This window comes from Arthrobacter sp. NPDC097144, assembly GCF_044762205.1.
Lineage (GTDB): Bacteria > Actinomycetota > Actinomycetes > Actinomycetales > Micrococcaceae > Arthrobacter_B.
In genome coordinates this window covers 81,559-98,889 of the sequence record NZ_JBIWDW010000008.1, presented here as the reverse complement: position 1 = coordinate 98,889, position 17,331 = coordinate 81,559, and the positions used below count along the sequence as shown (strand labels likewise).

The following is a 17,331-nucleotide window of genomic DNA, read 5'->3' as shown; positions in this document are numbered from 1 at the left end:
AGAGCAGAAAATGTAAGCCGGCACACCGCTGATAAGGAATACGGCAGCGGCCGAGGAAGTTGCCGCCGGATATGAAGATCATTGGTGTGGAAGAGTTCGGCGGCCCCGAGGCCCTGACAATACTTGACGTACCCGAGCCGCATGCCGGGCCGGGCGAGGTGCGCATCCGGGTCCGCGCGGCAGCAGTCAGCCCCACGGATACCGTTGTGCGCGCCGGTGGATCCGGCAGGGACATCAGCCGGATGCCGGCGGTGCCCGGCATGGATGCGGCCGGGATCATAGATGAGGTGTCCGAAGCCGGCGGATGGCAGGTGGGCGACCGGGTTATGGCCGTTGCGCTGCCGTTCGGAGACCATCAGGGAGCCTACACGGAATACTTAGTGGCTCCTGCGGACTCCCTGGCACACATTCCCGCGGGGATGGACTTCGCTGAAGCGTCAACTCTGCCCATGAACGGGCTGACCGCGGTCCAGGCTCTGGAGAAGTTGAACCTGCAGCCCGGCCAGTCACTGGCCGTTACCGGAGCCGCGGGAACGCTGGGAAATTATCTGGTCCAGCTGGCTAAACACGCCGGCCTGCTGGTGGTGGCCGACGCCGCTCCCAAGGACCGCGAACTGGTCTCCGACCTGGGTCCGGACTACATCGTGGAGCGGGGCGACGATGTGGCCGAACGCATCCGGGAGTTCTTCCCGGACGGCGTCGACGCCCTCGCGGATGCAGCTGTGATGAATGAAAAAGCCGTTCCCGCCATCAAAGACGGCGGAGGCTTCGCAACCTTCCGCTGGTGGAACGAGGAACCGGGACGCGGCATCACGGTGCATCCCATTGCGGTTCGTGATGAGTACCACTCAGGCCAAAAGCTGGAAGCCCTCCGGCGCCTCGCAGAGGACGGGACGCTGACGCTTCGGGTAGCGGACCGCCTGCCTGCGGAAAAGGCCGAAGAGGCGCACCGCAGGCTCGAGGCGGGCGGAGCCCGGGGCCGATTGGTGCTGCTCTTCTGATCTTCCGGCCCCGGCTGTTACAGCGGAACCCAACGGCCCCGGCGGCTACAGCGGAACCCAACGGCCCCGCTGTCGCCGCAGGACGCGCAGCCTCTCCGCCTCCGCGATTTCGTCCACGGCGTGGCGCATGTTTGCCGCAGCGTGCAGTGCGGAGGAGTTTTCCAGCGACCATTCATTATCCGGAACCATAAAGCGCAGGGTGATGCGGGGAATTCCGCCAACTATGTCGAGTTGATTGGCCTCCACGTGATGGCTGGCGGCCAGTGCGGCAACAGCTGTTTCCATTACGGCTTCCGGAGGCGTCCCCGGTTTCAGCCCCGTAATGTTCAGCTGTGCTCGAAATGAAGGCATAAAAACAGGTTAGACGGTTAACGGCAACCGGCCCGCCGGGCAGGCGGGCCGGTTGCTTCGTCCCTAAGAATTCAAGAAGTTCTCAGAACACGGAAGATCCGCACCGTTAGAGTTCGCGTTCCTCCGGGTCAAAATCGGCCAGCGGGTTTCCGCCCAGGTGCGCCGGATCATCGCTGGCGTCCTCTTCATCGGCCGAGACGGGGTCATCGAAGTCGACGTCGCTCGCCGCCTCCCCGAGCGTCGGCACCTCGGGCGGGATCTGGGAGTCGCCCGCTTCGTAGCGCTCTTCCTCTGTTGCGTCCCGCAGGGTCTGGTCCGACAGCGTTCCGGGTTCGCCCATGAGGGGCTCCTCGTTCACCAGCGGATCCTCCTGCCAGCGGTCCGGGTTATCCTCAGCGGCGCCGGGGTAGCTCAGGTCCTCAGGATCGATGAGCTCATCCGCATTGCTCAGGTCGTCGACATCCGTCAGGTCGCTGAGCGGGACTTCCGAGACTTCATCGGGAGTTACAACATCGGCTATGTCGTCAGCCAGTACGGGATCATCGCCCAGTTCGGGATCGGGAATACTCTGCTCAGTCATCAACCTAGCCTTTCCGTTGCGTGCGGGCTGCCGGCTCTTGTGCACCGGATGCAATTACCCGATGCACAAGAGGGGAAATCCGGCAGATCGTCGTTAGTAAGCCTACTGACGCAGCCCTCGGAATACCACTCGAGCATCTCAAGGAGGGAACACAGACCCAAAGCAGGCGCGAAATTGTACCCAATTTCAGCGATATGTCAGGCCTAACAGGAATTACGTCACATTATGTTGACGTAAAGGTAAGCCTAAGTAAGGGTTACCTGAGTTACCACTTTGAGACATAACGAGGGAGTCGCAGTGACCTTGCTGCACCATACAGAAAAGCGCGCCGACACAGAAAAGCGCGCCGGCACAGAAAAGCACTCCGGCCGGGCTCTGCAGAACGAACGTGAAGCGGCCGCCGACCAGCTGTTCACCGCACGGACCACCGCGCGCTACGCCACCGACGTCGCCCGGGGCGTGAATCTTGTTGCCGCAACAGTCGCCGGCACCACCGCACCGTTCACGGGCATCACGCCCGCAGAACTGGCGCCGGAGGTGGAAGCCATTGATTTGGACGCGCCGCTGGAGGCCGCAGACGCCGCCCTGGAGGAACTTGCCCGCGTGTATCTGAGGGATGCCGTGTACTTTCACGACACAAAGTACGCGGCCCATTTGAACTGCCCCGTGGTGATCCCCGCTCTGGTGGGGGAAGCCATCTTGTCCGCCGTCAATTCTTCGCTGGACACCTGGGACCAAAGCGCCGGAGCAACACTGATTGAACGCCGGCTCATTCGCTGGACGGCGGACCGGTTGGGCCTCGGCGGCCGGGCCGACGGAGTGTTTACCAGCGGCGGGACCACGTCCAACCTGCAGGGACTCCTGATTGCCCGCAACCAGGCGGTAGCCAAGCTGCGCGTGGACCCGCGGCACGAGGGCCAACGCCTGCCGGCGCTTTTGGACGGCCTGCGCATCTTCACCTCCGAGGCAAGCCACTTCAGCATCGCAAAGTCCGCATCACTGCTGGGACTGGGATATGACGCCGTGGTGCCGGTGCCCTGCGACTCCCGCCGCCGGATGGATTCCGAGGCACTGCGGACGGCTTTGGAGACCAGTATTGCCCGCGGCGAAACGCCCATGGCCATCGTTGCCACCGCAGGCACCACGGACTTCGGCAGCATTGACCCGCTTCCGGCCGCCGCGACCCTCGCCCGGAGCTACGACATCTGGCTGCATGTGGACGCGGCTTATGGAGGCGGGCTCATTACCTCGCTGAAGCACCGCCATCTGCTCCGCGGCATCAGCGCCGCCGACTCGGTCACCGTTGACTATCACAAGACGTTCTTCCAGCCGGTTTCCTCCAGCGCCCTGCTGGTCCGGGATGCGGCAATGCTTGGACACGTCACCTTCTACGCCGACTACCTGAATCCGGAAAGTGCAGCCAGGGAGCTGATCCCCAACCAGGTCGACAAGAGCCTGCAAACCACCCGGCGGTTCGACGCACTGAAGCTGTGGCTCACGCTGCGGCTGATGGGGGCCGACGGGATCGGGCACCTGCTCGATGCCGCGGTGGACCTCGCGGCGGATGTTTCCGGTCTCCTGGCCGTTGATCCGGACTTTGACCTCGCCGCACCGGCACAACTGAGCACCCTGGTGTTCCGCTACCTTCCGCCGGGCATGGATGACGAGAGTGCCGATGCGGCCAACCGGTACATTCGCAAGGCACTTTTTGCCTCAGGTGAGGCAGTGGTCGCAGGAACAACGCTGGCGGACAGGCATTACTTGAAGTTCACCCTGCTCAATCCGGAAACCACCCTGGAGGACATCCGGGAAATCCTCGCCCTGATCCGCACCGCCGGACAGGACTATCTGGCTGCAGCGGCAGGGGTGGCAGCATGAGCGCCGCGGCAGAAGCCGTACACGTGCATGACGCCGTCGGTATAGGCGTTGGCCCCTTCAACCTGGGACTGGCCGCGCTCACTGATCCGATTGCGGAACTCGACCTGGTGTTCGTTGATGCGCGGCCCGCATTCGACTGGCATCCGGGGATGATGCTGGACACCGCCCACCTCCAGGTGCCGTTCATGGCGGATTTGGTCACGCTGGCGGATCCAACATCGCCGTATTCCTTCCTCAACTACCTCAAACAGACCGGCCGCATCTACCGCTTCTACATCCGGGAAAACTTCTACCCGCTGCGTGCCGACTTCAATGCCTACTGCCAGTGGGTGGCGGACTCGCTGCCTAATGTGCACTTCGGCGAGCGCGTCGCAGGCGTGGATTACGACGACGGCGCCTACTCAGTGCACACTGACGGGCCGCAGGGGCCGAAGGTCCGCCGCGGCCGCCGGTTGATCCTGGGAACCGGAACCCAGCCGAATGTCCCCGAAGCTGCCCGTGCCATCACCGAAGCCGGCGGGCTGGTACTGCACAACGCCGACTATCTGGCCCGGAAAGCCGAACTGCAGTCGCGGTCCAGCATCACGGTGGTCGGCAGCGGGCAAAGCGCCGCGGAGATCTATTGTGACCTGCTCCAGGACCTGCCCTCGCGCGGCTACGAGTTGAACTGGGTTACCCGCTCCGGGCGTTTCTTTCCGCTGGAGTACACCAAGCTGACCCTGGAAATGACGTCGCCGGAGTATGTGGACTATTTTCATGCGCTGCCGGAACCCACACGGGACCGGCTCGTCGCAACCCAGAAGAACCTCTACAAAGGCATCGACTCGGACCTGATCAACACGATTTATGACACCCTGTATGCCCAGAGCCTCCACGGAGAGCCCCGGACCCGGCTGCTGACCCACATGGAACTGCTTGACGCCAGCTACCATCCCCGGACGGACAGCCATACCCTCACGCTGCACCACGGTGAACAGGACCGGGGGCACCTGCTGGAGACCGACGCCGTCGTACTCGGCACCGGTTACGCCTACCGTGAGCCGGATTTCCTGGCCGGGATCAGCGGGCGCATCCGGCGTGATTCCGCCGGGCGGTTCGATGTTGACCGGATGTATGGAATCGGCACTGCACCGGGGGAAATCTTCGTGCAGAATGCGGAGCTGCACACGCACGGCTTTGTCAGCCCGGACCTGGGCATGGCCGCCTACCGGAACTCGGTGATCATTGCGCAGATGCTGGGACGGGAGTACTACCCGGTGGAGACCCGCATTGCCTTCCAGGAATTCGGCGTTCCGGCACACGGGTCCGCCGGCGTCCCCGCCAGGACGTCCGTGGGCGCGGAGGCGGGTGCATGAGTTTCACCATTGTTCCCGTCGACGCCGGCCGGGACGCACCGCTGCTGCACAGCTGGATGACCCGCGACTACGCACGGTTTTGGGGCATGCTCAACGCCACCCGGGCCATGGTGCAGGCCGAGTATGACCGCATTGCTGCTAATCCGCATCATCACGCGTGGCTGGGCCTGGATGACGGAACGCCGGCGTTCCTGATGGAGTCCTACGCGCCAGCGCACTCTCCGCTGGCCGGCCGTTATGCGGTGCAGCCCGGAGACACGGGCATGCACCTCCTGGTGGGGCCGGCGGAAAGGCCCAAACCCGGCTTTACCACCGCGGTGTTCCGCTCCGTGCTGGAGTTCCTCTTTGCGGACGAGCACACACAGCGGATTGTCGTGGAACCGGATGTTCGCAACACCAAGATTGCGGCGCTGAATGCCCGCATGGGTTTTGTACCCGCCGGAACTATTTCCCTTCGGGACAAGGAAGCCGTCCTGAGCTTTTGCACCCGGGCGGACCATCACCGTGCGCTGCATGCCCTCGCCCCTGCCCAGCCACTCCCCGATTCCCTGACCGTTCGAGATTCCCCGACCGCCCCCACCACACCGCCAGGAGCAGCCCTGTGACCACCACCCTTCCCGATGCCGGCACTGCCGAAGCTCCCGCTTCCCTCGTCTCCGCCTCTGTCTCTGTCTCCGCCTCCGGGGCAGCACCGACTTCTTCCCTCACCCCGGCCCTCACCCCGGCCACCCAGCACCTGACTCCCGAACGGTGGGAAGCAGCAAACAGGCACCTCATCCGCAAAGCCCTGGCCGAGTTTTCCCATGAACGGATCCTGCGTCCGGAACCGCTCACCACGGCGGGATCACGGGGATCCGCCTCCGGCGCGCACAACTCCACTTATCACCTGTGGTCCGACGACGGCGGCGCCGAGTACCGCTTCGATGCCCGGCTGCTCGCTCTGGACCATTGGTCCATTCCTGCCGCCGGCATCCGCCGGCTCGCCGACGGCCGTGAAACAACCCTGGATGCCCTGGTGTTTATTACGGAATTCGCCGGCACTCTCGGGATCAATGAGCAGATGCTCCCTGTCTATTTGGAGGAAATCAGCAGCACCCTCGCCTCCCACGCCTTCAAGAACTCACCCGAAGCGCCGTCGTCGGACCTGCTGGCCCGCGGAGTGACCGGCGGAATGGACCCCGCTGCGGACTTCCAGGCCGTGGAGCGGTCGATGATCGAAGGCCATCCCTGTTTTGTCGCCAACAACGGCCGTCTGGGCTTCGGCTCGGACGATTACCTGGCCTATGCGCCGGAGGCCGGTGCCCCGGTTCAGCTGGAGTGGATCGCCGTGCGCCGCGACCGCGCCGTCTTCACCTCTCTTCCGGGGCTGGACTACCGGGACCATCTGGAGCGCGAACTGGGCGCGGCCGTCGTCGCCGGCTTTGATGCCCGGCTGGCGCAGCGCGGGGCCGACCCCGCCGCGTATCTGTACATGCCGGTGCACCCGTGGCAGTGGACCAACAAGCTGACGGTCACCTTTGCCGCCGAAATTGCCCAGGGCCATCTGGTGCATCTGGGCACCGGTGACGACGTTTATCAGGCACAGCAGTCCATCCGCACCTTTTTCAACCGCGGCCGCACGGACCGCTGCTACGTGAAAACCGCGCTGTCCGTGGTGAACATGGGCTTCATGCGCGGCCTCTCCCCTGAATACATGCTGGCCACACCCGCCATCAATGCCTGGCTGGACGCACTGGTCCGGGCTGATGGCACACTGCAGGGCGCCGGCTTCAGCATCCTTCGCGAAAGCGCTGCCGTCGGCTACACGAACCGCTACTTTGAGGCGGGGGCGCCCAAGGGTTCGCCGTACCGCAAAATGCTCTCCGCCCTGTGGCGGGAGAGCCCGCTGCCGCACCTGGGCGAGGGTGAGCAGCTGGCCACCATGGCCTCCCTCCTGCATACCGATGCCGCGGGCAGGCCCTTCGTTTCGGCCCTGATTGAACAGTCCGGCCTCAGTGCGCAGGCGTGGCTGGAAGGGTACCTGCGGGCCTACCTTGTGCCGCTGCTGCACAGCTTCTACGCCTATGAGCTGGCGTACATGCCGCACGGCGAGAACCTGATCATGGTGCTGAAGAACGGGGCCGTGCAGCGGATGATCATGAAGGACATTGCCGAGGAAATCGTGGTCATGGGAAACCGTACGGCCCTGCCCGAAGAATGCTCCCGGGTGCGGGTGCAGATTCCGCAGGAGGAGAAGGTCCTGTCCATCTTCACCGATGTGTTCGATTGCATCTTCCGGTTCCTGGCCGCACTGCTGGACGAAGACGGGCAGCTGTCCGGGCAGGACTTTTGGGCCGCGGTGGCCTCGGTGGTGCGGGACTACCAGGACTCGCATCCGGAACTGGCGGATGAGTTTGCCGCGCATGACCTCTTTGCCGGGGACTTTCCGCTGTCCTGCCTGAACCGGCTGCAGCTGCGCAACAACCAGCAGATGCTGGATCTCAGCGATCCCTCCGGCGGGCTGCAGTTCTCCGGGCGGCTCGACAACCCGCTGGCTGCCTTCCGGCGGTGATCCGGTCTTCCCCGCCGGCGCAGCCGTGCCGGCGGGGAAGGACCTGCCGGCGGGGAAGGGCGTGCCTACCTCAGTGCTGAAATTCCAGTGATATCCCGGCCCACCAAGAGGGAATTGATCTCGTACGAGCCCTCATACGTGTAAATGGCTTCGGCATCCGCAAAGACCTTGGCCATGCGGTAGTCGGTGACAATTCCGTTGCCGCCCAAAATGCTGCGCCCCAGCGCCACGGTTTCACGCATTTTGGCGCTGGCATAGGACTTCGCCAGGGCAGCCTGCGCCATGCCGGCACCGGACGGCTTCAGCCCGCCGCCGGGACGGCCGGCTGCCTCAGCGGAGGGGTACCCGCCCCGCTCCAGCTCGGATACCCTGGCCAGCATTCCGGTGCTTGCCACCGTGTTGCCGAGCATCCGGACGAGCTGTTCGGTCACGAGCTGGAAGGAAGCCAGCGGGCGGCCGAACTGTTTGCGCTCAACGGCATAGGCGCGGGCAATGTCGACGGCGGCCAGCTGCGCGCCGACAGCCTGCCAGCCCACCATGATGCGTGAACCGCGCAGCAGGTGCTTGATGTCCTCGAAGCTGTCGATTCCCGCCAGCCGGTCAGCTTCCGCAACCCGCACCCCGGTGAGGGTAATGTCCGCGTTCTGCACTGTTCGGAGCGCCGTCTTGTTTTCGATCCGGGTGCGGTGAACTCCGGGCAGCGAGGCATCCAGCAGGAAGCCCCGAACCTTGCCGGTTTCCGGTTCACGCGCCCACAGGAGCATGTAATCGCAGAACGTTCCGTTGCCGATCCAGCGCTTGCTGCCGTTCAGGATCCAGGTGTCGCCGTCCCGCACCGCAGTGGTTTCCATCCCGCCGGCAACGTCCGAACCATGGTCGGGTTCGGTGAGGGCAAAGGCTCCGGTAATCCGCAGGGTCAGAGCGTCGTCCAGCAGCCGGTCCTTCTGCTCCGCCGAGCCGAAGGCGTGCAGTGCTTCCACGAACAAGTCGTGGTGGACCATGAAGAACGTGGCGATGGAGGTATCGGTGCGGGTCATTTCCGCTATCACCAGTCCGGCGAACAGCGGACTGTAGCCCTGCTGCACGGGGGTGGAGAGCTTCAGCGCCGCCAGTTTGGGCAGCAGCTCAGCGGGAAAGTATGCGTCCTGCCACCACTGCCCGGCATGCGGAGCCACCTCGGTTTTGAGGAACTCACGCAGCTCGGCAAGTTTCTCCTGTTCCCGGTCGCTCAGCAAAGCTTCGAACGCGTAGAAGTCCGCGTCCGGAAGTTCAAGTTCTGATTCCAAAGCCAAAATTAGCGCGGTCCCATCCGAATAGCGCCGTCCAGACGGATCGTCTCTCCGTTGAGCATCTGGTTCTCGATGATGTGGACGGCCAATGCGGCGTATTCATCCGGCCGGCCCAAACGCGAAGGATGCGGAACCTGCTGAGCGAGGGAATCCTGCGCGTCCTGGGGAAGACCCGCCATCATGGGGGTTTCGAAGATCCCCGGGGCGATTGTCACCACCCGGATCAGGTGCCGTGCGAGCTCGCGCGCCAGCGGCAGGGTCATGGCGGCCACTCCGCCCTTGGATGCGGAGTACGCCGGCTGCCCAATCTGGCCGTCGAAAGCAGCTACCGATGCGGTGTTGATGATGACGCCGCGCTCCGTCGTTCCGCCGGTCTGCACCGGTTCGGTTTCGGCCATGGCCTGCGCCGCAAGACGGCTGACATTGAAGGTTCCAATAAGGTTGACCTGGATGACGCGGGCAAAGTCCTCCAGCGGGAGCACCCCGTTGCGCCCCAGCACCTTGCCCGGCGTGGCAATACCGGCACAGTTCACGGCTACGCGCAGCGGACCGGCATTCATGGCGGCCTCGACGGCGGCGGCCATCTGCTCGGGATCAGTGACATCACCGGGCACAAAGTGCGCGTTGTCGCCCAATTCAGCGGCGTAGGCCAGCCCGCCGGATGACGGAAGATCCACGAGGATGACTGACGCGCCGGCGTCGTACAACCTGCGGGCCGTGGCCCGCCCGAGCCCGGAGGCACCTCCGGTAACGAGTGCCGATGCGCCTGAAATGTCCATGGGTTCTCCTGCAAACAAGGCTGCCGCCCCTGCGGCGGCGCATCATGAGCCTACTGTGATCAGGCACACAGCGCACCTTCAAGGTGCCGGGAAACGACTCTCCGGGGATTTCTCCCGATCCGGTGACAGGCTGGCTTGCCGGGCGTTCCCGCTGTAACCGCGCGGCTGACGGGTCTAGGGTGGGTCGCATGCTGTCCTCGGAACCGCTGCATGAAATCCAGGCCCGCGCCGACGCCGCCGCCGCATCCGTGACGGGCGCCTTTGCCCGGCCTTTATTCAGGTTGCCGGGCACGGAACTCGCCGCGGTTCAGAGCCCTGCGCCGAGGCACGTGCTGCCCGGTCCCTGGCACTACTGGTGGCAGGCACATTACGTTGATGCGCTCGTCGACGCTGCCCTGCGCGGAGCCCCCGATGCGGCCCGGCGAGCCCACGTGGTGGTCCGCAGCATCCGCCTCCGGAACGGGCTGCGGGCCACCAATTGGTACTTTGACGACATGGCGTGGCTGGCGCTGGCCGTGAGCAGGCTTGATGCCCTTGTTCCCGCTCGCAGGTCCGGCCGGCAGCCCGACGACGGCCCCCGGGTGCCGTCCGTCCTGCCCCACCCGCGAATGCTGGCTGCGCTTACGGGCGCTCTTCACACAGCCCACACCATGGCGCTTGGCGGCGGGCTGTACTGGAACCGGCGCCGCTCCTTCAAGAACACTCCGGCAACGGCTCCGGCGGCACTGCATTTCGCCAGGAACGGTGAACGCGAGCGCGCCCAGGCCCTGGTCGACTGGCTGAACACGACCCTGCTTGATCCGGAGACCGGCCTGTATCTGGACGGCATTAAGCCGGCAGAAGGAGGGCAACCCTCAAATGCCGTGCTTGAGCGGGCCGTTTTCACCTACAACCAGGGCCCCGTTCTGGGAGCACTGCTGGAGCTGGGCGGTCCGGCGAACCTCGCCCGTGCGGCCGATCTGATCAACGCCGTGCGCAAGGAACTGACCCATCCCGGATCCTCGGTGCTGATCACGCACGGCACCGGTGATGCCGGCCTGTTCACGGGAATCCTCTGCCGCTACCTGGCCTCGGCCGCCGTCTCACCCACCCTCCCGCCGGATCAGCGCCAGGAAGCCGCACAGCTTGTCGATGCCACGGCCAGCGCACTCTGGGAAGGAAGAGCCAAACGCGGAGCCCGGACCGTATTTTCTCCGCATCCGCTGGAACCAGCGGAACGGCACTATCCTGCGGGGACCGGCGTCGGCCTCTCGACGCAGCTGTCCGCCTGGATAATCCTGGAAGCCGCTGCGCGGATCAGGCGCGGCCTGGGCTGACTGCTGCCGGGGTTCCTGAACCTCGGCTCCATCAAAAGGTGCCCGCAACGGGATGCGTGCAGAAAACGGATGCGTGCAGGCCGTTCCTCAGCTGACCTTTTGCGGGTGCTGGGACGCCGCGGCCCGGTCGTCCAGATCCGCAAGCGTCAGCCGGTGGCGCGGTTCCGGCGGCAGCGGATGGCTGCTTTCCATTTCCAGGCCGGGACCAACGTGGATCATTTCGCCGGAGTCCATCAGGCGCCAGTTCGGGTTGTCGTCCATTTTTTCAGTGGCCAGCAGGACGGCGGGCCGCTGCCCTTCGGCCAGTTCCTGGCTGTGCACGCTGATTCGTTTGGTGCGCATCCCCTGATGCCGGTCCGTTCCGGACAGTTCGAGGATGTACAGGGGATGCGTATCCGGATAGCGGACAGCCCACATATCGGCCCCGGTGGTCAGGATGATGTTCACGGCGTAGAGCCGCAGGTTTTCCGCCACCCAGGCCAGGGCGGACACGATCGCTGCCTCCACGTCGCCCCCGTTGCTGCGCACCTCCGCAGTGATCAGCGCAAACACTCTCTCACTGTCCGTGTCCCCCTTCACGAGATCCATGGCGCCGAGCTTCCGCAGCCGTTCGTCCAGGCGGTCCAGATCTTCCACCACGCCGTTGTGGGCCAGGAGGCGGTTATCCTGCTCGAACGGATGAGTGTTGACCTTCAGGTTTCCCCCGGTGCTGGCGTACCGCACATGGGCGAGGAAGGTGATGCTGGACAGGTCGCGGGCTTCGGCAGCAAAGGCCTTGTCCTCATAGGCCGCAATCGGAGCTTTTTCCACCATCGGACGGCCTTCCCGGTCAAAGGTGCCGATTCCGAATCCGTCCGCCTCCCGCCGGCTCTGCTCCGCCAGGCTGTCCGGCGCGCTGAGGAGCCAGAAGGTGGCTTTGACGGGGCCCTTTCCGGCGTGCATAGCAAAGAGACGACACATACGGGGATCCTCCACAGCTCTGCCGCAGCGCAGTTGATTCCACCGCGGGCTTGCCCTCCTACGCAACACTTTCGTTCAAGCGTCCCGCGGGCTCCAGACGAAGACAAGGGCGGAGGCTTCAGGAGGTCCGGCGCTGGGGATACAACGTGTGTCCGTCGGCGAGCATCTGCACGAAGGCTGCGATCCTGCGTTCCCGGGCAGCAGGGGTTTTCAGAGTACTGAGCCGGAAGAACATGGCGTAACGGTTTTGGGAGTTCAAGATGTCATACATGGCCTGCGCCCGGGGAACCTCCGCAATCGCAGCCAGCAAGTCCGCCGGTATTTGTGCGCTGGCCGGACCGGCGTACGCGGCCTCCCACCGCCCGTCGGCCTTGGCCTGTTCGACGGCGGCGCGGCCGGCGGGACGCATCCGGCCGTCAGCTTCCAGCTGCTCCGCGAAGCCCACGTTGCGCTGGCTCCAGATGCTGCGTTTGCCGCGCGGAGTGAAGCGCTGAATCCAGCTTTCCCCATCGCGTTTGTTGGCCTGTCCGTCGATCCAGCCGAAACACAGCGCTTCCTGCAGCGCTCCGGCATAGGTCAGCGCCGTGATGCTGCCTCCTTTGCGTCCCAGGACCAGCTGCACGCCCGGGGACTGCGCATGATGGACGTCCAGCCACTGCCGCCATGCCGCAGCGTCCGGCAGCAGGAGTTCGGGCAGCGGAGCCTTGGGCTGCGCCGGGGGCTTGGGCTGCGCCGTGGGTTTGGGCTTCCTGGGCTGCGTCGAACCCCGGGCATCCGTACGCTGGGCGGCCGAGGGTTTCTGCGGGCCGGCACCGGAGGCCGGGGAAGCGGGCCCGGCCGTCGTCGGCTCCTGATCATTGCCGCTCATACGCACGAGCGTAGTCTCCGTGCAGGCAGGGCAGAAGACCGGCCGCCAGTTCAGCCGAGGGCCAAAGCGCCGCGCGTCGCTGCAGCCCGCCCGGCGGATTGCGGTAGAACACTGCTATGAGCGTTCGTACCCCTGACCCCTATCCCGGCTGGCTTTCCGAAGATGAACTCAGAGACGCGAGGCAGCGGCTGCCCATGGTCTATGTGGAAGCCGTTCCCGTCCGCTGCGACCCCCTGGGGTACGTCACGGAAGTGGGACTGCTGCTGCAGGCCACGAGTGAGGGCAAGATGGTCCGCACTTTCGTCTCCGGCCGCGTGATGTACCGGGAGACAATCCGCGGCGCCCTGCTGCGGCATCTCGAAAAGGACCTCGGTCCCCTGGCCCTGCCCCAGCTGCCGCCCAGCCTGGTTCCGTTCACGGTGGCCGAATACTTCCCGTCGCCCTCCCAGTCGGGGCTGACCGATGAGCGCCAGCACGCCGTCGCCCTGGCATACCTCATCCCCGTCACCGGGGAATGCGACCCGCGGCAGGATGCCCTGGAACTGTCCTGGCTGACACCGGAAGAAGCCCTCAGCCCGGACATTTATGCAGAATTTGCCGGCGGCCGCGGGGACCTGCTGCGGCAGGCCCTGGCCTCCGCTGCCTGGGGCCGCTGAGCACCGGCACCGCTTCTTTATATACTGGGGGCCGACTGCTTCAAGAGAAGGAACCTGCCATGCCTGAGAGCCAACCGGAATCCTACACATTCCGGGTCAATGCCGAGTTGCTGGAGCCCGGGCAAATCCCGGTGCATGAAAGCGCCCCGCTGGCTCCGGTGAAGGACAGCACGGTGAAGGATGACGATTTCGGTACGCCCGCGCTCGTCAATCTGATCCTGGAGGACGGCATGGCCCTGTCCCTGGCGTACGGCTCGTCCGTGCGCGTGCAGGCTCCCCCGCCCGTCAGTGCCCCGGCCGACGCCGTGCGCCTGGTCCCTCATGAAGAGGAAAACTACGCTGCCATTGTGGAAGCCGCTGCGCAGGCCCACCCCGACGACGTCCGCGTCCAGGAGGTGGCCTCCCGGCTGGGCCGCGGCCTGAACGTCAAGTCCGGAAGCAACCTTCGTGACGTCCGGGATTTGGCGCACATGCTCTACGTGAACCTCAGCGACGCCGAAAACGCGCTGCAGGTCTGCAATATCATCACCGGCCTGCCGTTTGACGGGAACTTCGGCCGCTGGAACTGGATCCAGAGTGCACTTGCGCTGGCCGCGCGCATCACCCATGAGGCTGGAGATCAGGAAACGTCAGCCGCCTATGCGCAGGCCGTCCGGGCCGGCGACACTGCCGAAACTGATCCGCTCAAGGCCAAGCTCGCAGCAGAGTTGCTGCAGCGCCAGCTCAACCAGCCGAACCTCTACGACCGTGAAATCCACCGCGCGTCCGATTCCGGGGACGACCGCGGCGAACGGGACTGGAGGGTCCTGCGGCTGGACGCCCTGCTGTACCTGCGTGCCCACGGCGGCTCCCAGACGCTGTCGGAGCATGAGCTGGACCGCCGGATCCGCAACGAGCTCATTGCGGTCCGCGGACTGAACCAGGACCTTTAGGTCCCTTCGGGGTTCTGCGGAGCCGGGGTTCCGGATCCGGCATCCGGACGTGAACGCCCGCGGACGTGATCTGTCCACAGGCGCATGATGAGGACCATCGACATGCCCACTGCGGCGCCGATCACTGTTTCGATGGCCCTGTCCCGGATCAGGACCCCGGGGCTGCTCGGATGCGCCAGCTCGGTGCTGACCAGCGCCAGCGGCGTGACCACAATCTGCGCCAGGGCATACTGGCGGGCAATGAGCATTTCAGCCCCGAACTGCAGCAGCGCGATGACCACCACGATCTGCCACGGGCTGAGTCCCGGAAGCAGGATCAGCGCAGTAAGCACCAGACCGCCGAAGGTACCCAGAATGCGCTGCACGCCGCGGAAGATGCGTACCCGCGCGCCCAATCCCACCAGCGGCACCGTAGCCGCGACCATTGCCCAGTAGTTGTGTCCTATCCCCATCAGAGTGGCAATGGAACCGGCCACCGCCGCGGCTACGGCATACTCGCAGGCCTCAGCACATACAGCCTTCCGCTGGGCAGAGCTGAACCGCGGCCGGGCAGGCTTCGTCCACGGACCGCGGTGCCGGGGAAAGAGCCGGCCTGAAATGCCCAGCAAAAGGCAGAACGCCACGGTGCACACGGCCACCAGCAGCGCCTGCCACAGCGGCGGCTGGTTCGGCACCGAGGAGATGGCGGCATAGGCAAAAATGTGAAAGAGGGACCCGGCCGGACGCAGCCGCCAGAATCCGGAGGCCAGGGTTCCCAGCCCGGCAACTATGGATGTGCCCAGGACGATGTCCCAGGTACTGGGGTCAATCCGGGAAGTCAGCGCTCCGGCCGTAATCACCAGGAGCATGAGGAAACCCGCGCGCAGCTGATGCCCAAGCCGCTGGCGGTGCGGCTCGTTGCGGCCGTAGATGCCGGTGAAGGCACCGAAGCTGGCGAAGATCGCAAGATCGATCCGGTCCATCCCCAACAGCACCAGCAGCGGTAATCCCACACCCAGCCCGCAGCGGATAGCCACTTGATGGTCATTGTGGGCCGGACCAATCCGGAACATTTCTCGTAGCTGATCCAAGGGTCTGGTATGGCCTTTCTTTACACGGGAGGACGGCAAGAATCGCCCGTTCCACGTTACGCCCGGCACCCTTCCGTCCTTAAAAAGTGTGGTGCGCGTCGCGTCTTCCCCGACTTTTGCTTTCACGCCCCCTCCTCGAGCGGTGCAGCAGCCCCCGAGCGGCAGGAACGAGATGCCGGGTAGGGCAAAATGGAGAGGTGCCTTCCTCAACCTTTTCTTTCGCCCTTGGTAAGCGCCTGCGCGAAACCACTGCCCCCTCAGCTGAGCAGACGCAGGCCAACGGCGGTGAATTCCAGGGCCGCACCGGAACGATCACCACGCCGCACGGTGAAATTGCCACGCCGGCCTTCATCGCCGTAGGCACCAAGGCCACGGTCAAGGCGGTCCTTCCCGAGTCCATGGCGGACCTGGGCGCCCAGGCCCTCCTGGCGAACGCCTACCACCTGTACCTCCAGCCCGGGCCCGATGTTCTGGACGCCGCGGGCGGGCTCGGCAAGTTCATGAACTGGTCCGGACCCACCTTCACTGATTCCGGCGGCTTCCAGGTGATGAGCCTGGGCGCCGGCTTCAAGAAGGTCATCAACATGAACGCGGACGGCACCACCCACGCTACGGGAGCGGACGACGCCGTCGCCCCCGGCAAGGAGCGCCTGGCCCACATTGACGACGACGGCGTCTGGTTCAAGTCCCACCTCAACGGCGACAAGCACCGCTTCACTCCTGAGGTGTCCATGCAGGTGCAGCACCAGATCGGCGCGGACATCATGTTTGCGTTTGATGAGCTGACCACCCTGATGAACTCGCGGGAGTACCAGGAAATGTCGCTGGAACGCACCCGCCTCTGGGCGCTGCGCTGCATCGCCGAACATCAGCGACTCACAAAGGAGCGCGCGGGGAAGCCTTACCAGGCGCTGTTCGGCGTCCTGCAGGGTGCCCAGTACGAGGATCTGCGGCGCAAGGCCTCCCGCGATCTCGGTGCCATGGATTTTGACGGCTTCGGCATTGGCGGGGCGTTGGAGAAGGAAAACCTGGGAACCATCGTGCGGTGGTGCACCGAGGAACTGCCCGAGGACAAGCCCCGCCACCTGCTGGGAATCTCCGAACCCGATGACATCTTCACCGCCATCGAAAACGGTGCCGACACCTTCGACTGTGTCTCCCCCACCCGGGTAGCGCGCACGTCCGCCTTCTATACGCCGAACGGCCGCTTGAATCTCTCCAACGCCCGCTTCAAGAAGGACTTCTCTCCGCTGGTTGAGGGCTGCGACTGCTATGCCTGTGCGCACTACACGAAGGCATACATCCACCATCTGTTCCGGGCGAAGGAAATGGTGGCCTCCACACTGGTCTCCATCCACAATGAGCGGTTCACGGTAAAGCTCGTGGACGATGCCCGGCTGGCCATCGAGAACGGGTCATTCTTCGATTTCAAGGCCGAAACCCTCGGCAACTATTACAGCGCCAAGATCTAGCCGGGCCCGGTTGCTGCCCAGGCCCTAGTTCCAGGCCCGGGGCAGCGGCGGGTTCTGCTCCGGATCATCCTCGCCGGTGGGAGACTGCTCCGCCTCCGCGGGGTCTTCGGGTCCCCCGGCTGCCCCGCCGTTTCCAGAAGCGCTGCGGCCCTCCGGGTCGCTGCGGTTTTCAGAAGCGCCGCGGTCATCCGCAGCAGCTTGGCCATCCGGGGCAGCCGGGCCCGCGGACTCTTCCTCGTCGGGCCGCTCTTTTTCCTGCGCCATTGCTGTCCT

General features: G+C 64.9%; 17 protein-coding genes. 9 read left to right on the top strand and 8 right to left on the bottom strand.

The features are described 5' to 3' along the window. Positions 1-71 precede the first annotated feature (71 nt). Entirely contained in the window at positions 72-1,001 is a 930-nt protein-coding gene (locus ACIQXM_RS16670) for an NADP-dependent oxidoreductase (RefSeq protein ID WP_400933474.1), read from the top strand. Between the two features lie 45 nt (positions 1,002-1,046). Here ACIQXM_RS16670 and ACIQXM_RS16665 read toward each other — a convergent pair whose 3' ends face one another. Then, positions 1,047-1,352, bottom strand: a complete 306-nt coding sequence (locus tag ACIQXM_RS16665; protein ID WP_400933472.1) for a hypothetical protein — start codon at positions 1,350-1,352, stop codon at positions 1,047-1,049. A gap of 106 nt (positions 1,353-1,458) precedes the next feature. Then, positions 1,459-1,932, bottom strand: coding sequence for a hypothetical protein (locus ACIQXM_RS16660; RefSeq protein WP_400933470.1), 474 nt, complete (start codon positions 1,930-1,932; stop codon positions 1,459-1,461). Positions 1,933-2,307: 375 nt separating this feature from the next. Here ACIQXM_RS16660 and ACIQXM_RS16655 point away from each other — a divergent pair, with 375 nt between their 5' ends. The 4 genes from ACIQXM_RS16655 to ACIQXM_RS16640 all read left to right on the top strand — a co-directional run bounded on the left by ACIQXM_RS16655 (position 2,308) and on the right by ACIQXM_RS16640 (position 7,716). Beyond that, the gene (locus tag ACIQXM_RS16655; protein WP_400933609.1) at positions 2,308-3,810 is read left to right on the top strand and encodes a pyridoxal phosphate-dependent decarboxylase family protein; all 1,503 of its coding nucleotides are present in this window, start codon (positions 2,308-2,310) and stop codon (positions 3,808-3,810) included. Continuing rightward, positions 3,807-5,165: a lysine N(6)-hydroxylase/L-ornithine N(5)-oxygenase family protein gene (locus tag ACIQXM_RS16650; protein WP_400933468.1), complete on the top strand. Its 1,359-nt coding sequence runs from the start codon at positions 3,807-3,809 to the stop codon at positions 5,163-5,165. The genes ACIQXM_RS16655 and ACIQXM_RS16650 overlap by 4 nt, the downstream gene beginning before the upstream one ends. After that, positions 5,162-5,770 (top strand): GNAT family N-acetyltransferase, encoded by a 609-nt coding sequence (locus ACIQXM_RS16645; RefSeq protein ID WP_400933466.1) that lies wholly within the window; start codon positions 5,162-5,164, stop codon positions 5,768-5,770. Before ACIQXM_RS16650 ends, ACIQXM_RS16645 begins: the two co-directional genes overlap by 4 nt. 131 nt (positions 5,771-5,901) lie before the next feature. Further along, positions 5,902-7,716, top strand: coding sequence for an IucA/IucC family protein (locus tag ACIQXM_RS16640; protein ID WP_400933607.1), 1,815 nt, complete (start codon positions 5,902-5,904; stop codon positions 7,714-7,716). A gap of 65 nt (positions 7,717-7,781) precedes the next feature. On the opposite strand, the gene ACIQXM_RS16635 is transcribed toward ACIQXM_RS16640, so the two are convergent. Beyond that, positions 7,782-9,008, bottom strand: a complete 1,227-nt coding sequence (locus ACIQXM_RS16635) for an acyl-CoA dehydrogenase family protein (RefSeq protein WP_400933464.1) — start codon at positions 9,006-9,008, stop codon at positions 7,782-7,784. 2 nt (positions 9,009-9,010) lie between these two features. Next, a complete protein-coding gene (locus ACIQXM_RS16630; protein WP_400933462.1) occupies positions 9,011-9,784 on the bottom strand; it encodes a 3-hydroxyacyl-CoA dehydrogenase in 774 nt (257 codons plus the stop codon). Between the two features lie 188 nt (positions 9,785-9,972). Between ACIQXM_RS16630 and ACIQXM_RS16625 the strand changes: the two genes are divergently transcribed. After that, positions 9,973-11,100, top strand: a complete 1,128-nt coding sequence (locus ACIQXM_RS16625; RefSeq protein WP_400933460.1) for a glycoside hydrolase family 76 protein — start codon at positions 9,973-9,975, stop codon at positions 11,098-11,100. 87 nt (positions 11,101-11,187) lie between these two features. Here ACIQXM_RS16625 and ACIQXM_RS16620 read toward each other — a convergent pair whose 3' ends face one another. Further along, a complete protein-coding gene (locus ACIQXM_RS16620) occupies positions 11,188-12,060 on the bottom strand; it encodes a class II glutamine amidotransferase (protein ID WP_400933458.1) in 873 nt (290 codons plus the stop codon). A gap of 118 nt (positions 12,061-12,178) precedes the next feature. Then, the gene (locus tag ACIQXM_RS16615; protein WP_400933605.1) at positions 12,179-12,757 is read right to left on the bottom strand and encodes a YdeI family protein; all 579 of its coding nucleotides are present in this window, start codon (positions 12,755-12,757) and stop codon (positions 12,179-12,181) included. Positions 12,758-13,044: 287 nt separating this feature from the next. Between ACIQXM_RS16615 and ACIQXM_RS16610 the strand changes: the two genes are divergently transcribed. Both ACIQXM_RS16610 and ACIQXM_RS16605 read left to right on the top strand, forming a co-directional pair. Continuing rightward, a complete protein-coding gene (locus ACIQXM_RS16610) occupies positions 13,045-13,584 on the top strand; it encodes an NUDIX hydrolase family protein (protein WP_400933456.1) in 540 nt (179 codons plus the stop codon). A 59-nt stretch (positions 13,585-13,643) separates the two neighbouring features. Further along, positions 13,644-14,516 carry a DUF6707 family protein gene (locus ACIQXM_RS16605; RefSeq protein ID WP_400933454.1) on the top strand — a complete coding sequence of 291 codons (873 nt, stop codon included), beginning with the start codon at positions 13,644-13,646 and terminating at the stop codon, positions 14,514-14,516. Here ACIQXM_RS16605 and ACIQXM_RS16600 read toward each other — a convergent pair. Continuing rightward, on the bottom strand, positions 14,513-15,586 hold the full coding sequence (locus tag ACIQXM_RS16600) for an FUSC family protein (RefSeq protein WP_400933452.1): 1,074 nt from the start codon (positions 15,584-15,586) through the stop codon (positions 14,513-14,515). The genes ACIQXM_RS16605 and ACIQXM_RS16600 overlap by 4 nt on opposite strands. Before the next feature lie 197 nt (positions 15,587-15,783). On the opposite strand from ACIQXM_RS16600, the gene tgt reads away from it, so the two are divergent. Next, complete coding sequence (gene tgt, locus ACIQXM_RS16595) at positions 15,784-17,058, top strand: tRNA guanosine(34) transglycosylase Tgt (RefSeq protein WP_400933450.1); 1,275 nt, start codon at positions 15,784-15,786, stop codon at positions 17,056-17,058. A gap of 24 nt (positions 17,059-17,082) precedes the next feature. Here tgt and ACIQXM_RS16590 read toward each other — a convergent pair whose 3' ends face one another. Beyond that, positions 17,083-17,322, bottom strand: coding sequence for a hypothetical protein (locus tag ACIQXM_RS16590; protein WP_400933448.1), 240 nt, complete (start codon positions 17,320-17,322; stop codon positions 17,083-17,085). Between the last annotated feature and the right edge of the window lie 9 nt (positions 17,323-17,331).

Coding starts and splice junctions, on each gene's coding strand:
- ACIQXM_RS16660 (WP_400933470.1), bottom strand. CDS start 1,932: ATGACTGAGCAGAGTATTCCCGATCCCGAACTGGGCGATGATCCCGTA.
- ACIQXM_RS16590 (WP_400933448.1), bottom strand. CDS start 17,322: ATGGCGCAGGAAAAAGAGCGGCCCGACGAGGAAGAGTCCGCGGGCCCG.
- ACIQXM_RS16645 (WP_400933466.1), top strand. CDS start 5,162: ATGAGTTTCACCATTGTTCCCGTCGACGCCGGCCGGGACGCACCGCTG.
- ACIQXM_RS16605 (WP_400933454.1), top strand. CDS start 13,644: ATGCCTGAGAGCCAACCGGAATCCTACACATTCCGGGTCAATGCCGAG.
- ACIQXM_RS16620 (WP_400933458.1), bottom strand. CDS start 12,060: ATGTGTCGTCTCTTTGCTATGCACGCCGGAAAGGGCCCCGTCAAAGCC.
- ACIQXM_RS16670 (WP_400933474.1), top strand. CDS start 72: ATGAAGATCATTGGTGTGGAAGAGTTCGGCGGCCCCGAGGCCCTGACA.
- ACIQXM_RS16665 (WP_400933472.1), bottom strand. CDS start 1,352: ATGCCTTCATTTCGAGCACAGCTGAACATTACGGGGCTGAAACCGGGG.
- ACIQXM_RS16630 (WP_400933462.1), bottom strand. CDS start 9,784: ATGGACATTTCAGGCGCATCGGCACTCGTTACCGGAGGTGCCTCCGGG.
- ACIQXM_RS16610 (WP_400933456.1), top strand. CDS start 13,045: ATGAGCGTTCGTACCCCTGACCCCTATCCCGGCTGGCTTTCCGAAGAT.
- ACIQXM_RS16650 (WP_400933468.1), top strand. CDS start 3,807: ATGAGCGCCGCGGCAGAAGCCGTACACGTGCATGACGCCGTCGGTATA.
- ACIQXM_RS16625 (WP_400933460.1), top strand. CDS start 9,973: ATGCTGTCCTCGGAACCGCTGCATGAAATCCAGGCCCGCGCCGACGCC.